This window comes from Legionellales bacterium (assembly GCA_026125385.1).
In the GTDB taxonomy this organism is placed as follows: domain Bacteria; phylum Pseudomonadota; class Gammaproteobacteria; order JAHCLG01; family JAHCLG01; genus JAHCLG01.
Window position 1 is genome coordinate 1 of record JAHCLG010000004.1, and the last position, 20,986, is coordinate 20,986.

A 20,986-nucleotide genomic window follows, 5' to 3' on the forward strand; every position below is an offset into this window, starting at 1 on the left:
CGAAATTTGCAAGCTGTCTGTCGCGAAGCGGGAGGTGATTTGCAACAATTAGTGAAACTCACAGTATTTTTGACCGATATGAATGATTTCCCACACTTTAATGAAGTGATGATGGAATTCTTTCAGCCACCTTATCCGGCGCGTTCTACTGTTGCCGTCAAACAATTACCTAAAAATGTTAAGATTGAAATCGAAGGTATTTTAATTTTAGATTAGGATGAGTTGTTAATCCGAAATCAGACCCTAACAGGAGTTTCGCACATCAGTGCGCTACTCCTGGCTAAGTTAAGCCCCACCAGTAAATTTTAATGGCTGACGCTAAGATAATAATTTCAGCATTTCCGTGCGCACGGCTTCCATTAATTCATCGCGTGTCTCGAGTGAATATTGACTGGCATCAATCGGTTTTCCGACATGGACTTCGACATTTTCGTGAGTGCTGAATTGCCAAGTTTGCTTAGGCAAAATTTTATTGGCGTTTTTTATGCCGATGGGCACAATACTCGCGCCGGTTTGCAAGGCGAGCATAAATCCACCTTTCTTAAAGGGGAGTAATTCTCCCGTGCGTGAACGGGTACCCTCTGGCGCCATCCAGACAATAATTCCATCTTGCATTAATTGTTTGGCATAATCTAAATCTTGCAGTGCTTGTTGACGATTATGACGATCGATAACAGGAAATGACCCGATTTTCATGGCTTTTCCTAAGAAGGGTACGCGCATTAATTCTCGTTTCGATAGCATGCGAATACTGCCGGGTAAGGCCACATAAATTAAAGGGATATCGTATAAACTCATGTGATTGCTCATGAGAATATACTGTTTTCCCGGCTCAAATTCGAAGGTATTGTGTAGTGTTACTTGCCAATCGGCGTTGACAAATTTCAACACGGTGCGCGCCCAATAACGCAACATACTGTCGAGTTTGGGACGAAAATGCTTGCGATTAAAGGTAGCGTGAAACCACACCAGAAAACACATGCGTGCGGTGAACACGCCACTGCGTAACATAATCCAGGTGGTGCGAATTTTAGAAATTTTCATGGGGGTTTCTTCATGCAATGTTTTTAAATATAAGCATGCTATTCTGCAAATTTTAGCGCTAAAAGGCAAGACTTCGTCACGCTTATTCAATCAGCAAGGAGGAAATTAAGAAATTAAGTTGGGGTTATCGCGTACTTGCTGACATTTAAAAAAAATGAGAGTAATATCATGATCTCATTACTTGGCCTGACTAAAATCCATGTTTTGTTAAGGCCAGACCGTCTAACACGATACAGGAGCCCACATCATGCCAAAAGGAAAAACGACTGCTAAGAAACCCGTTAAAAAAGTTGCAAAGACTACGGCGAAAACAACCGCTAAAAATAAAAAAACCATGAAAAGCCCAGTAAAAGCCAGTGCAAAAAAATCTGCGGCTAAAAAAGCAAGCACGAAAGTAATCGCCGGCAAAAGTGCTGCTTTAGTAAAAGAATTTGCCAAAGTACAAACTCAATTAATTGCTGAGTTAAACAAAGAATGGAAAGCCGCCAGCACTCAACAAACTCGTGCCAATGCAGGTTTATCTAAACTGAATAAACAAGTACAAGTCGCACAGGAAAAATGGAAGGCTTTGCAAAATAAAGCCAATAGTGCGGGTAATAAAGTGCCAGCTTCTTTAAAATCAAAATTAAAAGCGGCAGAAAAAACCTATCAATCAACACAAGCGCAAGTCGATAAAATTCAAACAGAGTTGAATACACTTAATCAAAACCTTGTAAACATTACCGCACAGCGCGATAAATACACAGCAATTGTGCAAGAAATTAAACGCTTAGAAAATACCACTACAGTGGCAAAAGCACCCAAAGCTGCAAACAAAGCAGAAAAGAAAACGGCAAAATCCAAAAATGTGACTAAGCAATCGGCTGGTAAAAATCGTGAAAATTGGATTGAACAAGGCTATGCCGAAAAAGCCGATGATCGTTGGTACACGTTGGGCGATGAAGAAAGTAATCACGATCAACGTTCCTCATCTTCAGCTGTTACGCAGGAATTAGTCGAGGAAGAAATTTCAGACGACGATTATATCCCATCGTTTTAAATTGCACATCAACCAGCAGCACAACTCTAGGTGCTGCTGGTTTTTTAAGTAACGCATGAATTACCGTAAATTACTCACACCGTTTATTAAAACTCATGGTCACCAAACTATTTTGGATCTCTTTGCGCCTTTTATTGCTGACTCACGGGTGAAAAAAATAACTGAAGTATTAGCACAGCGTTTAACTAGCATTAGCATTGCCGTGGAATCACCCGCCGATCCGCATAATGCAGCCGCAATTATTCGCAGTGCTGAAGCATTCGGCTTGCAACGCGTGCATGTGATTTGCGAAACACACTATTCTTTAGCCGCAAAAAATACCACAAAAGGCGCATTTCATTGGGTCGATGTTGATCATTATCACACCGTGAACGAATTTTGTGATCACGTCAAAGCACAACAGATTAAACTAGCGGGCGCGGTGATGAATGCTACGCACACCATCCATGATTTACCAGTAACCGCACCTATTTGCTTAGTCTTTGGCAATGAGCGACGTGGGCTATCCAATCTCTTACTTGAACAATGCGATTATCAATTTCGTATTCCCATGCATGGAATGACGGAAAGTTTAAATCTTTCAGTCGCCAGTGCCATAAGTTTATATGATATCACTGAGCGCAAACGTGCGGCGTTATCGACGAGCGGCGAATTATTTGCCGATGAATTATTCATGGAACAAGTAATTTATTTTGCACGCTGCCTACCGTCACGTTTAGTCAACCAATTATTACAATCACTAACGGAAAAAATAGTATGAATTCACGTGGGATAGGATTTTGTTATTTAGCCTTAGCGCAAGCCTTTGTGGGGGCAAATATCACGATTTCAAAATATTTAGTCACCCAACTACCGCCCTTTGTTTTTTTGCAAATTCGTTTTATATGTTCGTTTAGTATTTTATTAATACTCTCGCGTTTTAGTAAAAAATTACCTTTAACCCAATGGCGAAAACAAGATTGGCTAATGATGTTTGCACAAGGCTTAACCGCCAATTTTTTATTTAATGCCTTTGTGGTGAATGGTGTGAGTTTAACCTCAGCATTAGCAGCCGGCATTATCACCAGCTTTATTCCAGGGATTATCGCTTTAATGGCGTGGATTTTATTGCGTGAGCAATTAAAGGCGCGCCAAATTATTTGTATTGGTTTAGGCATTATTGGCTTACTGAGTATCAGTTTAGGCGCGAAACAACAAAGTAATGCAGGATCGAGTTTAGTAGGAATGTTGCTGGTATTTATTTCTTTATTTCCAGAAGCGTTGTATACCATTTTTGCCAAAGGATTCCAAACCAAAATCCCTCAGCTGCAACAAGCATTGTGGATCTTATTTTTTAGTTGCATTAGTTTTCTACCGTGTTTTTTATGGCAATTGCCGCAGGCTAATTTTTCCAGCGTTACGCTCTTGGGATGGGGACTTTTATTCGTGGGGGCTAGTTTTAGTGCCTGCTTTTTTATTTTTTGGCCGTATGGGCTACGCCATATTTCTGGTTCTACTTCGGCGTTATTCGTGGCGATAATGCCCATCACCGTCGTCATTATTGCTACTACATTATTAGGCGAACACTTAAATAAATATGATATTATCGGATTTTTCTTGGTCTTCACCTCTATTATATTTGGCGCAATCCAATGGAAAGCGCGCACCAGAAAAGCATGGATAGTAGAAGCCGAAAAAACAGGCTCTTAGAACTAAATTCATCACATGATGAGGTTTTTTTTAGAATAAAGATTCTTTCAAGCTAATTAAGAAGATTGTCGTTATCAATAATTTAGGTTTGTTTCCGCTTGGGGGTCAAGATGGAGTTGACTTCCAGCAGAGGCACGGGAGAGTTTTGTTCAATATGTTTACATACAAGTTTTAAAACACGGTTGAGACCACCAAAAAAACCTAATCCACCGCCGATGCTGGTCATTTCGCTGATTCTTTTTAATATGGGCTCTATATTATCATCATCATGTTTTTTAATATATTCAATTAATGATTTTAATTTATCCTGATGATTTCCATTATAATTACCTTGAACAGCATACAGTACTTGTATTATTAACTCTTTTGAATATATCGTTTGGTGTTCTTGGTTTTTTCTAGCATTTAAATGAAGAATCTTCATAATTGCAGCTAATTGAGTGGAATTTATAGCGGTAGAAGAATCTAATTTACTATATATAAAATTTTTAGTAAAATTTATATGACAACTTAAAAAGTTAACTATATTAGGATTGGCTGTTTCTGATAACTCAAATAGCTGTTGCTCTGAAAGGTTATTATTGATTGATATTTTCGATCCATATGTGTCGCCATATTTATTTAAATAATAACTTAATATCCTGCCATTTTTAATTACCTCAAAACATAAGCGTGCTCTATCGGGATTGCTTTTTATTAAATATTCAAAAAGTTCCGATAAGAGTTGTTCCTCCTCCTCCTGGATGAAAAAATTATCGCTGATTAATTTTTCAAAACACGAATCTAGATTGTCAAGAGATGTTTTTAAAAGCTTACCGCCCACATGTTTTATACAGTATAAATCAAATACTAAATTAGCAAGCCATTTTTTAGTAAATTCTGGGTTAACTAATTTAGCTAATTGATTAATTTTTTCTAAAAAAAACAATTTACAACACAAGCTCTCAAGCGTTTGTGAAAAAGTAGCGTGATTTAAATCTTCATTTAAGATAATAGATTTACAATGTTTATCTACACCATCAAAAAAATCAACAAGACCTTTAAAGGTAATTATAGAGGGTGAATATTTTAATATTTGACAAATAACGGTCTTTCTTATAGAGCAGGCATCAAATAAATTTATTTTTTTATTAATGGCTTCTATTTTTAAATCATCGCTAACAAGCGATCGTAGGAATTTGTTGTTTTTTAGCCATGCATTATCGCTAGCACTGGCTGAATTTAATAAATTCGACATTTGATCTTGAGTTAAAATATCATCATTTAATAAAATAATATCCTTTATTATTGAAATTTTATCAAAAACTTCTAATAAAACCTGAGTACTAATAACACAATTTTTGATGGCATTTATCCATGCGAGATTATCAGAATGGCAATCGCTTGGTTTTAATTTGATTTTTGCGACGCTTAATCGAACTATCCATGTAGAAAATAGTTGACTATTTTTTAAAAGATCTAAGCAGCGACCTAATTTAACCAGCGTTTCTGGTTTAGACGATTCAATCACTCTCAGTCGTAAATCATCATCCATTTTATCAAATAATTGTAATAAATTATCAGCACTATACTTGTTGTTTACCAAAAGATATCTTAAGATCATATAGTCTTGTGTATGTTTAATAATGTGATTGTAAATTTTGGGTGTCGCCGCAGGATGAAAAATAACCGCAATGATAATCCTATTACTAATGGTATTTAATTTAATAATATCTTCTAATATTCCCTCATCGCAGGATCGGTGTTTTAAGATATTATTGATTATTTCTAAACCCTGATTTTTCTGTAAGATATTTTCTAGAGTTATTTTATTCGCCGCAGAATGCGCAGAAATTTTTAATAAAATATTGATATCATAATTGAGCTCTAGTATTTCACCAAAATTAGTGTTGTTTGCCTTGGGGTGATTAGCTATTGTTAATAAAACGTGTTCCGATGGTTTGTGAGAAAGTAGTATTGATAATACAGCAGCATCACTATTTCGATGGGTTGCGATAATTGGAGCAAGAATATCGGGATAATTTTTATTACTTGATAATTTTTTCAACGTGGCTGCACTGCATTGCGGGTGTTCAGCAATAATTCTTAACCTAACAATATCATTTTCAATGGTTTTCTCAGCCAATTGAGCAATAACGTGAGAAGGGGTATGTGGATTGTTTAATAATGAAATTTCTACAGTTACAGTGCAATGTCGATGTAAAAAAATTGCTTCTAATGTTTCTGCTGTCGATTGTTCATCGCCCACTAATTTTAATAAGTGTTCTTGGGATAATTCTTTAGGTTCTGGGGAATTTAACAATTCTTGTAACTCATTTTCAGCACAGGCAATCACATCTCGAAAACACAATTGCGAATTTTTATGGCGGTTTTGCAAATATTGATCGACAATGGCGATGCGTCTGCGTTCTGGAACGCCCATTGTTAATAAAATAGCCAACATTTCATCGCGTGTATAATGAGGAATTTTTCGATAATGCAATCGATGCATTAACGCCGCGCTAGTTTTAACACGCCCTTTATGTGAAGGCGGGTTTTGCGTGGCCAGCAACATAAAGCCAGGATATTGCGGTGCTTGATTATTTTCTCCTTGCCCCATTAATAAATGATTTAATAAATGCTCACAGGAAACCATGGTATTCATTTCATCACACACCACGACAACACCTTTGTGAAATGCTTTAATGAATATTGCTTCCTTTCTTTGCGTATTCATGCCTGCGGGAAAATGATAATAATAATTCCCCATATCATCAGGAATTTCGCTGTCAAGATTGAGTTTTTTAAAGTTATGAATTTCTAAGCACGCTCTTACTAACTCACTTTTCCCCAAACCTGGTTCACTTTCTAATAAAATCCCACCCAAGCCCATGTTGCTTATTTGAGCTGAATGATCTCGATAATTTTGCCTTAGGGTTAAAAAATCATTGATTAACAACCAAGAAGATGAATTACTAGAATTAATGGTTAACGATGAAGAGTCTGTGGGAATATCATTTATCCCTTGCGGACGTTCACAACCGAAATGGGTTTTGAATTTTGCCCGAGAAGCTTCGGGGACAAATTGATCAGCGAGTGTAAATGCATAGTACTGTGCAATATGTTTGGCTGTTAATTGTTGAGAGCAGTGTTGATAACGCTGTAAACTCAATTGTGCCATCATGATTAATTCACGCGCCGTCAATAGCACCGCTGCCGTGCTTAATGTATTGAGATATTGATAGACCTTCAAAATGGGTTCACACATCTCTTGTGCTAAATCGAGATCATCAAATAAGGGCAATAACATTTGTTGATAAATATATGCTGGCGGAAATGGATCGAAGACAATACTATTACCGTGACGTGCAAATAATCGAGGCACTTGTCGATCATACGAATAGCTCGCAGGATTTCCCGCAAAAATACAACAGTGATCTTTCGTTAATTCCACAAATTGATTATCAATCATGATCCCTGGCGGGTTATTGTGGATCATGCCTTCAAATTGACTCCAATGCGTGCGAGTTAAATTGGCTTCGTCTATAAATAATGCTTTTTTAATCCCTGGGCTTTTATCGTCTGCCCACTCGCGGATGCGATCAATGCCAATGTAAACTTTCCGTCCTTCAATTTCATTGTGCCATTGTTGGGTTACGAAAGTAGTTTTTCCTACACCGGTTTTTCCTGCCAGAAACACAAACGGTGAATTTAATAAAGCATTATTCACTTGTTGTAAGCGCGATTGGTTAAAGATATAGGCTATTTCCGTTGCTTTTTTGGCATCCAGCTCTATGGTATCTAATATTGCGGGATTAGGAAGGTCATCGGCTAATCCTGACCACGGTGTGTGGTGATTTTTTCCATAATATTGATAGCGTAATTCGGCTTGTTGTTTTACATAAGGTAGATTACGCGTTATTGGATGAAGAGTGATATTCGTATTATTATGAACAAGGCTTGCAGAATACTTTTTCAACTGGCGTGCACGATCTTCATCTGTAACAGTATGATTATATTTTGCAAGTTTAAGCAGGTTAAAAGCATGAGTCATTTCAGGATCAAGCACTAAAATAACCCGTCCTGTTCGAGATGGATTATCAGCACGTTGATATAAAAAATCTTGTAAGCGATGACACAGTTCTTGGGAAAAAATACCATGTAATATTACAGTTTTGTTCTCTAGGAGGGCTGTAATTAATGCGCCTTGTTCTTGACGAAAGGTAAGATTAATTTCCTTGAGGTCGCATTTTATTTTTAGCAATAAATTCGCGCTATTGAGTTCACTCACATCAATAATAATGCAATTGGGAACCCAGCATTGAGTTAAGGTGAGATCGATATCGTTGCTCGTGATATAACAATCCTGCTTTAAGTTGTTTATTTGCTGGATAGTATTGTCATTCCAGAGATGGAGAGCACTTTCATTCTGCGGTATAGTGGACGTGATGCCGGATACCGCTGTTAAAGAATTCGCATCATCCTTTTTCAAGCAATGTTCTGGTACTGAAAAAGGTAAAGAAATATTAGGTGCTAAATAAAGATGGAGTTTGACCTGAAGTTTTGCACATTCCGCCAAGATCTGAGCCCATTGATTAAGTGTTAATTCATCAGTAATAAATAAACTAAGAATCGTGCAAGCTTCGTGCTCAGCTAATAATCCAGGTTGTTCAATAAGCTGCGAGATATCTTCAACATAAGTATATTGTTTAAATAAGCGGGATAAGGTGTGAGCATTAACGAGAATTGCCTTGGGCTCGTTAATATACTGTTGTGTCGCATGATGGGTAATATGAATAATGGGAGTGGAATTAATATTAAGCTCATGCGTACAATTGATTTCAATATCTACCCAAGGAAATACTTCATTGTTATATGCAATTACTTTTTTCAATTGTGCTTGCCTGAAAAATTCAATAAATTCTTCATCATGAATGGGGGCATGATTGAAAATAATTCTTTTCAGTGGTGTAGGTTCTTTTAATCTCTGTAAAAGAACGCCAGGTTTAAATTGCCATCCATTAGTGTTAAGTCCCCAACTGCCTAAAAGTTTTGATTGCCAATTCGCAGCGCCATAAAATGCTACCGACAAAACTTCATCTTCTGCAAAAATAGTGGATGAATTTGAGTTAACAAATGGGGAAGGAACTTGATAGTGTGTCGTATCCACTGAATAGTCTTCTATATTGCCTTTAAAGCGAGAATAAAAACTGGGATCAGCCGATTGATCATTTCCCATTATGGCAATAACCTGAGTACCTGCGAGTAAAGGCACACCATCGATATTAGGAATGTCATCGATAATAGAATTAAATTTAACGAGTTCACTGGCGGTAAAATTTTTGTAATTAATGATAATTGTTCGTGCAGTATGAGATGCCATGAGAAATTGATACAGTTCGCCCTGAAGCCCACATTTAATTTTTCCGTTGTTATCTCCTGGATTTTTTTCAATGTAAGAACGCCGCAATATCAGTTCATTCGCAGAATGGATGTAATAATAAGCTTGATTGCTGTCATTGAAATATGCTTGCAGTTGATAAGCCAGAATAGCAAGGTGTTCTTTATTACACAGAATAAGCTGTTTATTTTTCTCATGGAGTTTTTTAAATAGAAGCTCAAGAGCATTAGCATCATTTTTTACGGGTGTTGCAAAATAATTTTTATTAATAGGCTGCTGTTGGTGAGCAATACTATTATTTGGTTGTATGGTATTTCCTGCTTGAGCGGTGTTCTTTATTAAAACACATTTTCCGAATGTTAATGATTGTAATGATTCAACTTTCTTTAAAATTCCTTGGATTTCCTCAGGAGTAAGATCTCTATCACCCAAATCCAACTCGGCTAAATGTTTAATACGCATTTGATCTAATGCGGTATCTAGATTTTCATCGAGTCCTATGGACATTTTTTGACAATGAGCCACATTATTTTGTGGATCTGAGGCTGAAGGATTGTCATTTTCGAGTAATGTCTGTGCTCTTGTTGAATTGGTAGAATGATGAGGCGTATTCAAATTATCTATAATATGAACGTTACCAGGAGCACCACCTAAATCACAAGTATACCATTGCTCTTGATATCTTATTTCTACAAACGCATGAATATCATTGTGGATGATATGAACTGTAAATCCATCGAGATTTAAATTGCTTAACTCGGGGATGCTTGCTCTTAAACTTTCATTTTCAACGAGTGCTTTAAAGGCTAATGCGAAATGACGACATACGCCTTTTTTCTGCTTAATGATAGCATTTAAATAATCAGTTCCAGTATAAAGTTTATTAGACTCAAGCTGAAGAGACTCATTAGTAAAAGACTTGACATAATCAATAATAGGATTAAGTTCAGTTGGAAAATTTTTTGTTTGATTATTTTGATTAATCAGAAGAATATATTCTATATCTACAGAAATTGTAGGAGAGGGTTCTTTCATTTTAATATAATAAAGCTGATCACGCATTGAATATTGTATTTCAACTGCCACCGGATCCTTTACATGAATATGTTTTATGGTTTCATTGCGCGATAACGACGGTAATGCTTGCCATTCTGAGGATAATTTTAGAGTAACATTAGCATAACAATACTGATTATCAGGTTCGCCAATTGAATAAAGATCGGCGTCATAAAAATCGATCTCATTCGCACTCCGAAATCGATAATCAGGATCATTGAAGATAGAAAATGCCTTTTCAGGTGAAGTTACCTCAGGATTACATTCAAAATGCTGGTATGATTGCAAGCGATAGTTGCTAGGATCATATTGCTCTTGCTTTGAGAGTGGATAAAAAATTTGTTGAGCATGAAGTTCTTGATTCCTTGGTGCTGTATTAGCATCGACGCTTATTTTATGTGTGAGATCAGATGATGTTTCATACTGGTTATCAGATGCTACATTTAAAGTTATAGATCTCGCGCTCATAAAAGACTTGGGATCAGGAGAATAGACAAAATCAACCGCTTCATTTGCAGAAAGTTTGTTAAAATAGTTTTTTAATTCTTGAGATTGACTATCTGTTATAATAGCAGTATGGATTCTGATATATTTAAGCTTTTTGAACTTCTGTAATAACTTTAGTAATAGAGATGCAGTAGTTCTAATATCTACTAAAATCAGATATTCCAGTGTATCAAAGGAACTATTTGAAATATTATTATCATCAGCTAAAGTTAAATCAAATAAACCTAGAGCTTTCAAACTAATGAATTCATTTAAGATTGAGTCTAAGGTAGTTAAATAAATTTTATTTTCTTTATAACCATTTAGTGATAAATAGGGTAAACTACTAAAGCTTTTCCTAATAAAAGGACATATTTTGTTATCAAAATCATCATATAGATTAAATAATCTTAAAGCAAAAGCAACTTTGATTTTACTGAATAAAAAATTACAATATTCACTATTCAGTAGCAAAGATTGATTAATATATAAGTTTTTAATTATATGCATACTTGGATCAATGAGATGACGTCCATCAATATTTTGAGTTTCTAAAAGAATCAGAGAGTCAAGATGAGGTGAAGCTTGAAGGAGAGAATTTAGCATTTTGAAATTGATTTTACGTGATACTGTGATAGACTCAAGATTTCTAAGTGGATTAATGTCTAAATCAGAAATAGATTCAAGATCTATTTTAAATAATATAGATTTAATATTGTTCGAGTTTCCAGATAATAACAATGCTAATTGTCTTTTATCGGGTTTTGTATATTGATCATCAATGGTTATCTCTGATAAATCATGATTAAGATATTCAAGATTTTCAGCCAGTGTTAACATGGCTAGTATAGATTCTAATGTTCCATTTCTTACTGTTAATCGTTTAAGGTTACCTAAAAATTTTGAATGGTCAATTAATTCATTAAATAGATCAATCGAGTCTTCATTAGTGATTATTATTTCATTAAAGTTAGGTAAGATATTTTTAATAAGTTCGCGATGCTTATCCGAGTAATCGCATAATTCACTAAGATTTATAGATTGATATTTGAAATAAACTTCCTGCAAATTTTTTGCCGAGAAAAGCAACTTAGAGAACTGTTTGGCAGTTAGTTCATAATTGCCAAAGTTAATTGATCTAACTTCAGTTTTACCTAAATCGAATAATATATTTTCAGCATCATCATCGTATAGTTGGTGAGGATTATTAAAAAATATTTCTTCTAAACAGTAAGCACCCTCTACCACTATTCTTAATTCATCTTGACTAATCTCAAGGTTTATTAAATCTATGGCTTTAGAATCGTGTGTTAGCTTATTTAAATTAGGTAAACTTCTAATGATAGTTAAAATATAGTCAATGGAAAGCTGTTTCCCGGAGAGTTGTAACTGCCTAAGTGATTTAATATTGGCTATTAATGAAGTAAACTTGATGAGATCAATGTCTTCTGGTAGCTTAATATTAAGCACCGTTGAACCAACACTTGACTCCAAAAGAGAATAAATTTTATCAGCAGATAACAGCCCGCTTGATAAATGAATATGTTCTCTATTGTTAAAAATATCTGGGTTTTCTTCTATGATTTTCATCATAAGTTTAGAATTGTCGGCACCTAGCTCATGTAGACTTGGCATTTTTTCAATTATGGTTACAATTTCTAATGACGAAAAGTCACCTCGTATTTTGAGTGAATTTAAATCCTGAAGACTGGTTGGATATAAATTTAAAAAATTACACAGTGATTTCGCATTATGGATTTCTAGATGAGTTAAATTATTAGCATTTGCTAATAGCATAGCAATTTGCTGATCACTAAAACTAGTATCAATTATTAATTTTTCACTGTTATGATAAATTGCTTTTAAATTAGGCAAGTCGATGAAAAGCGTTTTATATATTCCAATACTATCTGAGCAATTTTGAAAATGTATTTCTTCAATTGAGTTGAATGAAGTTTCTAGAGTGTTAATTTTTATGGTGCTAGTATTGCGAGAAAATGGATCATCCGTATTTTTTAATTGCAAGGTAAAGTTATTGAAGTATACTTTTTTTACATGACCTCCGCCTGCCCTTAGCAACTTTTTAAGCGTTTCAATCTCCATATCCCCATATCCCCATCGATGACTAAATCATCACAGTTATAGTGAAATTCCTCTAAATTTTTGAGTAGCCTCACGATAAGAGCGGGATGAGTGCTGGGAGTATTGTTCAATAAACTAATGGATGTTACCTTATCTTCTACAATATCTGTTGCAGCCGTTAATGCTGTTATAAAGCTCTCATTGCTTGTACAAGTAATTTTTTGAATATTGTATGAGGAATTAAACAGCAAACCCCACTCACGCAAAGATAATATTTCCCCACCCAGTTCGATTACTTTTGTCCAGTGCTCCATCACCTTCATTTTTGGGGAATTTCTGCATAGAGTTAACAGTTGTACGGCAGTAAAGGAACGGCTTTTTAATCTAATATGCTCTAACTCTTCAAAACGAATTTGAAATAACTTGATATTAATTAGACGTTGACAAAATATTAACTCTTTAATTTTACTGACAGCAGAAAATAAATAATCGTATTCTTCATCTGCAAGATCTTGATCTATTATAAGGTGTTCTAGTTGTGACAAGTCTAACGAGTTAATGCCATATTGATGAAGAACACTATACATTGCTGATTGTGGACGATATATAATCTCCACTTGCTGGGCTGATGCTGCGAATGGTAAATCATCAATTTCATAATGATAAATACTTAAAAACAGATTTATCACGTAATGAGTAAAATGCATTTCTTCAGATATCTGAAATTTATTCTTATGATCGTAGTTGAGAGCGATAAGATCAGATAGCCATAACTCATGTTTTTCATGTTGCATATCCGCAACTAATTTAGTTATGGTATTTTTCTCGAGCATATGAACATCATTAGGCTCTTCATTGAAATTTTGCATTAGTTCATGATATTCTTCTAATGTAGGTTGCTTAAAATGGAATATTTTTGAGATTGAATAATGGCTTAAGCGTTCAAAGCGTTCATCTCGATATTGATAAATTTCAAAACCCTTTTCCAGCAGTTTGTGCAATACTAACATCGCAGGTAATTCAACAGGTAACCCAGCCACCATATAGGTGGAACGAATATCTCCAATCAAGAGCTTTTTCTTCTTAAAAGCTGAAGTATCAGCCACACTTATAAAAGCAGGTAAACCCGCCATAGCTCGGTCAATATCGATATCTCCCTCGGGAATGTCGCTATAGTGCTGGTTGCGCTCTGGTAGCTGAATAAAGAATTCTGGGTAATTAAGCGGGGAAATGGTAAACATCATGGATTTTGCATTATTTTTTTAGATTAAAGCAAGTGGCTATTGTAGCCAATTCTAGTCTATTTGTACACAAGGCGAGCTTATAATTAACCTTTTTGCCGTATTTCACCCCACACCCTATTTAACGAAAATACTCGCGATTAAAATAAAATGATTCATGCTCATTTCCTTTAAACCATTGTGGCATGCCTAATAGCGGTAACGGGGTGAGTTTGGGGGTGGGATCAAGGTGATGAATATAATTCGCAGCCAGGTTATCGGCGTAGTCAATTAATTGGGGTGCTGACAAGTTAATAACTTCAGGAGTCACTGCAAATAATAATGCCACACCCGTTAAGCCTACATAAGGTTGTAAGGCTTTTTCATAAAGAGCATGACCTAGGATTAAGCAGCGTAAGGAATTTTCGATGACGTCACGATTATTCCAAAACAATTCATGCCAGGCATGTTGACGTAATAAATCGAGGAGGTGCGGATCAGAACTTAACATAATAACGCCACATTCATCCAATTGTGTTAAACGATGTTGTCGTAAGGTGCGAGTCGGTTGCCCTGGTTGCAAACTCTCGTGATAATGCAGCGCATTCATGATTTTTTTACATTCAGGAAATGTGCGCCAAATTAACATGTTCATAAAATCATGCCAATTGTTTAAGCGAGTTTGTACTTGCCCGGTTAAATAAATGCGTTGCTCATAACCTTCTTGAAATGATCTAGGTTTGTCGGCTTGCGCAACAAATTGCACGGCTTGGTGGCCATAATTAATCACATTAAATTCTTCATTCATGTTAATTAACGTTGGCCAATCACGACACGCATGAAATCGTTGCGCCGCCTTTGCAATGGGCATGAATAAAGGAGACGTGGTATAAAAATCAGCTTGCCAAGGAAGCGTCATCGTCGCAATTAATACTCAACCATTTCAAAATCTTCTTTCATCGCGCCGCAATCAGGGCAGGTCCAATCTTCCGGCACATCTTCCCAACGAGTACCCGCCGGGATACCGTCTTCAGGCCAGCCTTCGGCTTCATCGTAAATAAATCCACAAATCAAACAACGATATTTTTTCATTTTAGTATCTCCAATAAGATTCACAGCAACAGTCATGTAGCTTTTTAAAGGTCGCTAGTGTAATCAGAATGGGGGCAAAAAAGAAGATATAATTCCTGGTATTGAATAAGAAAAGCAGTGTCTATACCGCTCGCCAATGAAGATGCGGGGAGTCGGAGATTAAGTCGCAGGCGTTAGTTAATAAGTACGTTCGCTAAGCTTTCGCAAAAAAAGAAGAAAAATAGGTGCTTATTAGGATAACTCACTTTGACAATCAGTGAAAATTTCTAACCCTAGATTTTGACTTCAGCCGTATCTTGAAGTGCGTTGGATATAGATGCGAAGCCGATACGGATAATCCGCAACGAATTTATTATTATTCACGAAACGCTATGCGCTTAAGATTCTCTTAATATAACTTTGTTATTATAAAGCTGTTGTTACAAACAACGTTTCATTTGACTCTCCTTAGTTAGTAATCGTTACCTCAAAAACGAGCCGGATATGCCCAGTATCCGGTCTCGACTTATTTAACCTTTTGTTCCATAAAAAATTTTTCAATAATAGCAAAAACCAATCAATACAATAAAAATAATCAATTTTATTTATGATTAAAGTTGGATTATAACTATTGTGAATATTAATTATTTGAGGGGAAATCCTATGTTACAAGTTGGTCAAAAATTACCTGATTTTCAAGTTAAAGCCACCGTGAGCACTCAGCTAAACGAAGCCTTTACCACCATTACGGAACAATCCTATGAGGGTAAATGGAAGGTGTTATTTTTCTGGCCCAAAGATTTTACGTTTGTGTGTCCCACAGAAATTGTGGGATTTGGAAAATTAAATCAAGCATTTTTAGATCGCGATGCTCAATTATTAGGGGCCAGTACGGATAGTGAATTCGTTCATTTGGCGTGGCGTCAACATCACCAAGATTTAAATGATTTACCATTTCCCATGTTAGCCGATGTCAAACGTGAATTATCACTCGGGTTAGGAATTTTAGATCCTAAAGAAGGTGTGGCTCAACGTGCCACTTTTATTATTGATCCTGAAAATATTATTCGCTTTGTCATGGTGACCGATTTAAATGTGGGTCGTAATCCCGATGAAGTTTTGCGCGTGTTAGATGCGTTACAAACGGATGAATTATGTCCTTGTAACTGGAAAAAAGGCGAAGAAACCATTCACGCGTAAAGGAGAATTTTCATGAGTTTAGAGCAATTGCAAAATCGGTTACCAGAATTTGCTAAAGACATTAAATTAAATTTGCATTCTTTATTAGGTAGCCCTAATAATAACTTAACCCCAGTGCAAGTGGCCGGTATCGCATTGGCCACGGCACATGCAACGCGTCATTCTCAGTTATTGACCGATATTCAGGCTTATGCCAGTCTTCATTTAGACGAAACACACCAGCAGGCGGCACAAGCCGCCAGTGCTATGATGGCAATGACCAATGTGTATTATCGCGCAATCCATTTATTAGAAGATCCTGCTTATAATACTATGCCCGCGCAATTACGCATGAATATCATCAAAAATCACGGCATTTCTCGTATTGATTTTGAATTATATTCATTCGCTGTTTCGGCATTGAATGGATGTGGTTTGTGTTTAAACGCGCATGCCAATACCTTGACACAAGCAGGTGTGAGTAAAGAGGCGATTCAAACGACGTTGCGAATTGCGGCGGTGATTAATGCCACGGCAACGGCATTGTCATAACGTTTTAGGTTCATCAAATTCTTGATCAGCATTTGATGAACCCCTTTCATCATCCTCTTCTTCTTTTTTATTATTGCTCGGAGTTGATTGAATCATTAATTTCGAGGGGGTTAAGGGTGGAATATCTTCTTCAACCGCCAAAATATCGGTATTAATGGACTGATGTTTAATATCGTGCAAAGAAACTTTTTCAGGACTCTGTTCCGCCAAACTTTCTAAAATTTTAGCCTCGGATTCTTCAGGATGAGGACTTATTTCTGGTTTTAATCCGTGTTGGTTCTCTTCGTGTTTTAACTGTTGACTCGCACTATCACTGGCACGCTCTCCATGAAATAAAAATTTATGCGCGTAATCGATGAGGGTGCCAAGAATAATGAAAATGCCGACCGCGGCAAATGTGGCTGCGGCAGCTAATGGCAGAACGGGCGGTACTACGGCTAATGTGACTACCGCCAAGGCTAAACCTAACACGATTAAGCCATTTTTTAGCGCGCGGCGTGATGATGATTTTGGGGCAAGATTGGGTTGATAAAAAGGTTGTGAAAAAGGATTAGTAAACCACCGCCAATTGATATGGCGATTTTTCCAGCCTAATAAGCCCACAGAAATTGCGGTGACCACGGCTCCCAGCGCTATCACCAAGTTAACAATCGGAATCGCCAAACTTACCACGGTTGCGGCTAACATTAATGCTTGTAATCCTAATTTTATCCAATGCTTACGTTTCATTTTGGGTCTGGATTTGGGCGTGGGTAGCAAGTTAATTTTTTCATGTTCATTTTGATGGATGGCTTCGAGAGTTTTTTCGATGGTATTAACCACAGTGGATGAAGTAATATTTGTCGTTGGTGTGGTGTTTTTTGAGTTGATATCAGAATTTATCATGAGTGCACCCAGTGTATTATTTTTAGTATAGTATATGAATTTTACCTCAAGCGTAGCAAAAGACCAAAATATTTCTTAGGTGAAAATGACTGAATTACTCAGCGAAATTTAAATTTTTAGTAAAACTCTTGACTCTAACGTTACGTAATACTTTATGGTGTAACCATGTCAAGTAACGAGGAAATCTAATGTCTTATACGGTGATGAAATTAGCAAAATTGTCCGGTGTCAGTGTTCGTACGTTACATTTCTACGATGAAATTGGATTGCTAAAACCGGCTTATTATGGTGATAACAATTATCGTTATTATGAAGAAGAACAAGTGTTGTTATTACAACAAATTTTATTTTACCGGGAATTAGGTTTTCAGTTAGATGATAATAATGCTTGTAATATATACTCTTCACACTTGAATTTTAGGCTTTGTTGTCGAGCTAAAGCTACTCAGTCATGTATTCAGTATACACTCCTTCGTATCTTTAACTCGACGCCTCGCCTAAAATCCAATTGTTTTGAGTATAGCATTCACACTCTCGCCGAGTGCGCTAAGATGATAGCCACCTTCAAGGCTAATCACGAGCTTGCCCGCGCAACAGTCATTTGCAAGATCAGAAATAAGTTGCATTATCTGCTGATAATGTTCGGTAGTAAATTGCAAATGAGCCAGAGGATCAGCGTGATGGGCATCAAAACCTGCGGAAACAAAAATAATTTCCGGTTGGAATTCGCGTATTCTTGGCAACCACTGTTGTTGCATGGCGGTTAGTAATAAAGAAGCATCTTGTCCTGCTTGTTGTGGAAAATAAATAATATTATCGTGACGGCTGGTTTTAGCATTAAAAGGATAAAGAGGATGTTCAAATGAAGAAAAAAATAAAATTCGCTCATCATCTTTAAAAATATCTTCGGTACCATTACCATGGTGAACATCAAAATCGATAATCACAATTTTTTTAACACCAAAGCGTTTAATCGTATGTAATGCACCAATCGCAATATTATTAAAAAAACAAAATCCCATAGCTTGATTTTTTTCCGCATGATGTCCAGGTGGACGTACGCAGCAAAACGCCTGCTTTACTTTACCCTTCATGACGATTTCACCGGCGGTAATTAAACTGCCAGCGGCGTAAAAAGCGGCTTCTAAAGTGGATGGATTCATGGCAGTATCGGGATCTAAAAAAATTAAATCGTCTTTGGGATTAAGCAATAATAATTTATTTAAATACTCAGTATCATGTGCGCGTAAAATTTGCTCGTGGGTGACTTTTTTCGCCGTATAATGACGCAATTTATCCCACACACCACTCGCTTGTAATGTGTGATAAATTGTCGATAAACGTTGGGGACATTCAGGATGTTGCATGCCCATTTCATGTTGCAAACACGTAGGATGTGTAATAAACGCCGTGGTCATGCTTAATCAATAATCCTATCGACTTTTTCATAGCGATGATAAATAGGTTTCCAGAGATGATAATTTAATTGATTTTCAATATTAACCGTATCATCAATGCCCGCCACGCCATCTTTCCGCGCTTGTTCACCCACGGCAATGGCAATTTTACGGCTAATTTTGCGCGCGTCTTCTAAATCGGGCAATAAAGATCCTTGTTTATCCGTTAAAATAGGTGCATTTTCGCTTAATGCATTACACGCTGCCCACAACATATTATCTGTTAAACGTTGCGCGCGCGTGCAAATGACACCTAAGCCTAAGCCTGGAAAAATAAATGCATTGTTACTTTGCGCAATCGGTATTTCACGATTATTATAAATGACTGGTGCAAATGGGCTGCCCGTGGCAATTAATGCACGTCCCTCTGTCCACAGAGTAATGTCTTGTGGAATGGCTTCAACACGGTTAGTGGGATTAGACAGTGGGAAAATAATTGGGCGTTCACAATAACTTCCCATGGTTGTTATCACTTCTTTGGTAAACGCTTGTGCTACCGCAGAACAGCCAATTAAAATGGTGGGTTTCGCGTATTTAATGACATCGAGTAATTTAATGTTATCACTATTTTCTAATTTCCAATCGGCCACTTCATTGCGCTCATGAGCATAAGGCGCTTGAAATGAAAAAACATTGGCATGGTCTTGCATAATTAACCCATCGCGATCGATAATCCAAAACCGTTGACGAGCTTCTTTTTCCGTGAGACCCGCGCGAATTAACGCCGAACAAATTTGATCGGCAATGCCACAGCCTGCAGTACCGCCGCCAAAAATGGCAATTTTTTGATTTTTTAATTCTTGATTACTTGCTTTAAGCGCACCTAAAATACATGCTAAGGCCACAGCACCGGTACCTTGCATATCATCGTTGAAGGTACACATTTTATCGCGATAGCGTTCTAAATTGCGTCTGGCGTTTTCGCGTCCGAAATCTTCCCAATGTAAAAATACATTAGGGAATTTTTTTTGCACGCAAGTGACAAATTGATCAATAAAATGATCGTATTGTTCACCACTGACGCGGTGATGACGCCAGCCTAAATACATGGGGTCGTCTAATAATTTTTGATTATTGGTACCAACATCTAGTTGGATGGGTAATACGCGATGTGGATGAACGCCACCGCATAAAGTATACACAGCAAGTTTGGCGGTGCAAATATTCATGCCACCCACGCCTTGATCGCCAATACCTAAAATGCCTTCGCCATCAGTAACCACGATTAAATCGACTTCAGGATTTAAGCGATTATCTAAAATAGAATCGACCATATTAATTGAAGGATAAGAAATATATAAACCACGAGGTTTACGCATTTCTAAACTAAAGCGTTCAACCGCTTCACCTACCGTTGGCGTATATAAAATGGGAAGCATTTCTTTAATGTGTTTACCGACGAGATGATAAAATAGCGTTTCGTTACTGTCGCGCAGCGCATTTAAAAAAATATTTTTTTGAATATTTTTAGCTTGTTCTAAATATTGGGCGTAAAACCGGCGAGATTGTTGCTCAAGGGTTTCAACATGAAGAGGGAGTTTACCTTCTAAATTAAATTCAATCCGTTCTTCAATCGAAAAAGCATTGCCTTTATTTAATTTGGCGGTGTTGAGTAAATTACTGCCGGTCAGCGTGGTTTCGATATGAGTGACATTGCCTTGTGTATCGCGTATTTCCTTGAACGTGCGCATGAAATAAACTCCTGATGATGTTTATTAAAGGGTAGCTAAATCATTAGAGCGGTGCAAGGAAAATCCAGCAAACGTAGCCTGGAACGGAGCGCAGCGGAGATCCAGGATCGGAACTAAAATAAAATTGCTTGCCCATGACTCATACCCTACTGGAA

The 20,986-nt window shown here is 36.8% G+C and carries 14 protein-coding genes and 1 pseudogene; 7 read left to right on the plus strand and 8 right to left on the minus strand.

Translation table 11 applies throughout. The features are described 5' to 3' along the window. A partial coding sequence (locus KIT27_02390) for a RidA family protein (GenBank protein ID MCW5588492.1) occupies positions 1-216 on the plus strand: 216 nt, incomplete at its 5' end. Positions 217-318: 102 nt separating this feature from the next. Here KIT27_02390 and KIT27_02395 read toward each other — a convergent pair. After that, positions 319-1,044 (minus strand): 1-acyl-sn-glycerol-3-phosphate acyltransferase, encoded by a 726-nt coding sequence (locus tag KIT27_02395; GenBank protein ID MCW5588493.1) that lies wholly within the window; start codon positions 1,042-1,044, stop codon positions 319-321. A 247-nt stretch (positions 1,045-1,291) separates the two neighbouring features. Between KIT27_02395 and KIT27_02400 the strand changes: the two genes are divergently transcribed. The 3 genes from KIT27_02400 to KIT27_02410 are packed head-to-tail and all read left to right on the plus strand — an operon-like array spanning position 1,292 to position 3,772. Then, on the plus strand, positions 1,292-2,083 hold the full coding sequence (locus KIT27_02400; GenBank protein MCW5588494.1) for a hypothetical protein: 792 nt from the start codon (positions 1,292-1,294) through the stop codon (positions 2,081-2,083). A 55-nt stretch (positions 2,084-2,138) separates the two neighbouring features. Next, positions 2,139-2,843 (plus strand): RNA methyltransferase, encoded by a 705-nt coding sequence (locus KIT27_02405; GenBank protein ID MCW5588495.1) that lies wholly within the window; start codon positions 2,139-2,141, stop codon positions 2,841-2,843. Further along, entirely contained in the window at positions 2,840-3,772 is a 933-nt protein-coding gene (locus KIT27_02410; protein MCW5588496.1) for a DMT family transporter, read from the plus strand. The genes KIT27_02405 and KIT27_02410 overlap by 4 nt, the downstream gene beginning before the upstream one ends. 82 nt (positions 3,773-3,854) lie before the next feature. On the opposite strand, the gene KIT27_02415 is transcribed toward KIT27_02410, so the two are convergent. The 4 genes from KIT27_02415 to KIT27_02430 form a co-directional block, all read right to left on the minus strand. After that, positions 3,855-12,797, minus strand: coding sequence for a hypothetical protein (locus KIT27_02415; protein ID MCW5588497.1), 8,943 nt, complete (start codon positions 12,795-12,797; stop codon positions 3,855-3,857). Continuing rightward, positions 12,767-14,020 (minus strand): hypothetical protein, encoded by a 1,254-nt coding sequence (locus KIT27_02420; protein ID MCW5588498.1) that lies wholly within the window; start codon positions 14,018-14,020, stop codon positions 12,767-12,769. The genes KIT27_02415 and KIT27_02420 overlap by 31 nt, the downstream gene beginning before the upstream one ends. A gap of 118 nt (positions 14,021-14,138) precedes the next feature. Next, positions 14,139-14,915: a DUF3025 domain-containing protein gene (locus tag KIT27_02425; protein ID MCW5588499.1), complete on the minus strand. Its 777-nt coding sequence runs from the start codon at positions 14,913-14,915 to the stop codon at positions 14,139-14,141. Positions 14,916-14,923: 8 nt separating this feature from the next. After that, positions 14,924-15,088 (minus strand): rubredoxin, encoded by a 165-nt coding sequence (locus KIT27_02430; GenBank protein ID MCW5588500.1) that lies wholly within the window; start codon positions 15,086-15,088, stop codon positions 14,924-14,926. A gap of 642 nt (positions 15,089-15,730) precedes the next feature. Here KIT27_02430 and KIT27_02435 point away from each other — a divergent pair. Beyond that, on the plus strand, positions 15,731-16,267 hold the full coding sequence (locus KIT27_02435; GenBank protein ID MCW5588501.1) for a peroxiredoxin: 537 nt from the start codon (positions 15,731-15,733) through the stop codon (positions 16,265-16,267). A gap of 12 nt (positions 16,268-16,279) precedes the next feature. Then, on the plus strand, positions 16,280-16,798 hold the full coding sequence (locus tag KIT27_02440) for a carboxymuconolactone decarboxylase family protein (GenBank protein MCW5588502.1): 519 nt from the start codon (positions 16,280-16,282) through the stop codon (positions 16,796-16,798). On the opposite strand, the gene KIT27_02445 is transcribed toward KIT27_02440, so the two are convergent. Continuing rightward, on the minus strand, positions 16,793-17,683 hold the full coding sequence (locus KIT27_02445; GenBank protein ID MCW5588503.1) for a hypothetical protein: 891 nt from the start codon (positions 17,681-17,683) through the stop codon (positions 16,793-16,795). The genes KIT27_02440 and KIT27_02445 overlap by 6 nt on opposite strands. Positions 17,684-17,871: 188 nt before the next feature. Between KIT27_02445 and KIT27_02450 the strand changes: the two are divergent. Continuing rightward, a pseudogene (locus KIT27_02450) lies at positions 17,872-18,063 on the plus strand (MerR family transcriptional regulator). A gap of 117 nt (positions 18,064-18,180) precedes the next feature. Here KIT27_02450 and KIT27_02455 read toward each other — a convergent pair. Next, positions 18,181-19,101 (minus strand): histone deacetylase family protein, encoded by a 921-nt coding sequence (locus tag KIT27_02455; GenBank protein MCW5588504.1) that lies wholly within the window; start codon positions 19,099-19,101, stop codon positions 18,181-18,183. 2 nt (positions 19,102-19,103) lie between these two features. Continuing rightward, positions 19,104-20,831: an NAD-dependent malic enzyme gene (locus KIT27_02460; GenBank protein ID MCW5588505.1), complete on the minus strand. Its 1,728-nt coding sequence runs from the start codon at positions 20,829-20,831 to the stop codon at positions 19,104-19,106. Between the last annotated feature and the right edge of the window lie 155 nt (positions 20,832-20,986).

Bases quoted from the DNA above. Each gene is read 5' to 3' on its own strand.
- KIT27_02395 (MCW5588493.1), bottom strand. From the start codon at position 1,044: ATGAAAATTTCTAAAATTCGCACCACCTGGATTATGTTACGCAGTGGC.
- KIT27_02400 (MCW5588494.1), top strand. From the start codon at position 1,292: ATGCCAAAAGGAAAAACGACTGCTAAGAAACCCGTTAAAAAAGTTGCA.
- KIT27_02405 (MCW5588495.1), top strand. From the start codon at position 2,139: ATGAATTACCGTAAATTACTCACACCGTTTATTAAAACTCATGGTCAC.
- KIT27_02410 (MCW5588496.1), top strand. From the start codon at position 2,840: ATGAATTCACGTGGGATAGGATTTTGTTATTTAGCCTTAGCGCAAGCC.
- KIT27_02415 (MCW5588497.1), bottom strand. From the start codon at position 12,797: ATGGAGATTGAAACGCTTAAAAAGTTGCTAAGGGCAGGCGGAGGTCAT.
- KIT27_02420 (MCW5588498.1), bottom strand. From the start codon at position 14,020: ATGATGTTTACCATTTCCCCGCTTAATTACCCAGAATTCTTTATTCAG.
- KIT27_02425 (MCW5588499.1), bottom strand. From the start codon at position 14,915: ATGACGCTTCCTTGGCAAGCTGATTTTTATACCACGTCTCCTTTATTC.
- KIT27_02430 (MCW5588500.1), bottom strand. From the start codon at position 15,088: ATGAAAAAATATCGTTGTTTGATTTGTGGATTTATTTACGATGAAGCC.
- KIT27_02435 (MCW5588501.1), top strand. From the start codon at position 15,731: ATGTTACAAGTTGGTCAAAAATTACCTGATTTTCAAGTTAAAGCCACC.
- KIT27_02440 (MCW5588502.1), top strand. From the start codon at position 16,280: ATGAGTTTAGAGCAATTGCAAAATCGGTTACCAGAATTTGCTAAAGAC.
- KIT27_02445 (MCW5588503.1), bottom strand. From the start codon at position 17,683: ATGATAAATTCTGATATCAACTCAAAAAACACCACACCAACGACAAAT.
- KIT27_02455 (MCW5588504.1), bottom strand. From the start codon at position 19,101: ATGACCACGGCGTTTATTACACATCCTACGTGTTTGCAACATGAAATG.
- KIT27_02460 (MCW5588505.1), bottom strand. From the start codon at position 20,831: ATGCGCACGTTCAAGGAAATACGCGATACACAAGGCAATGTCACTCAT.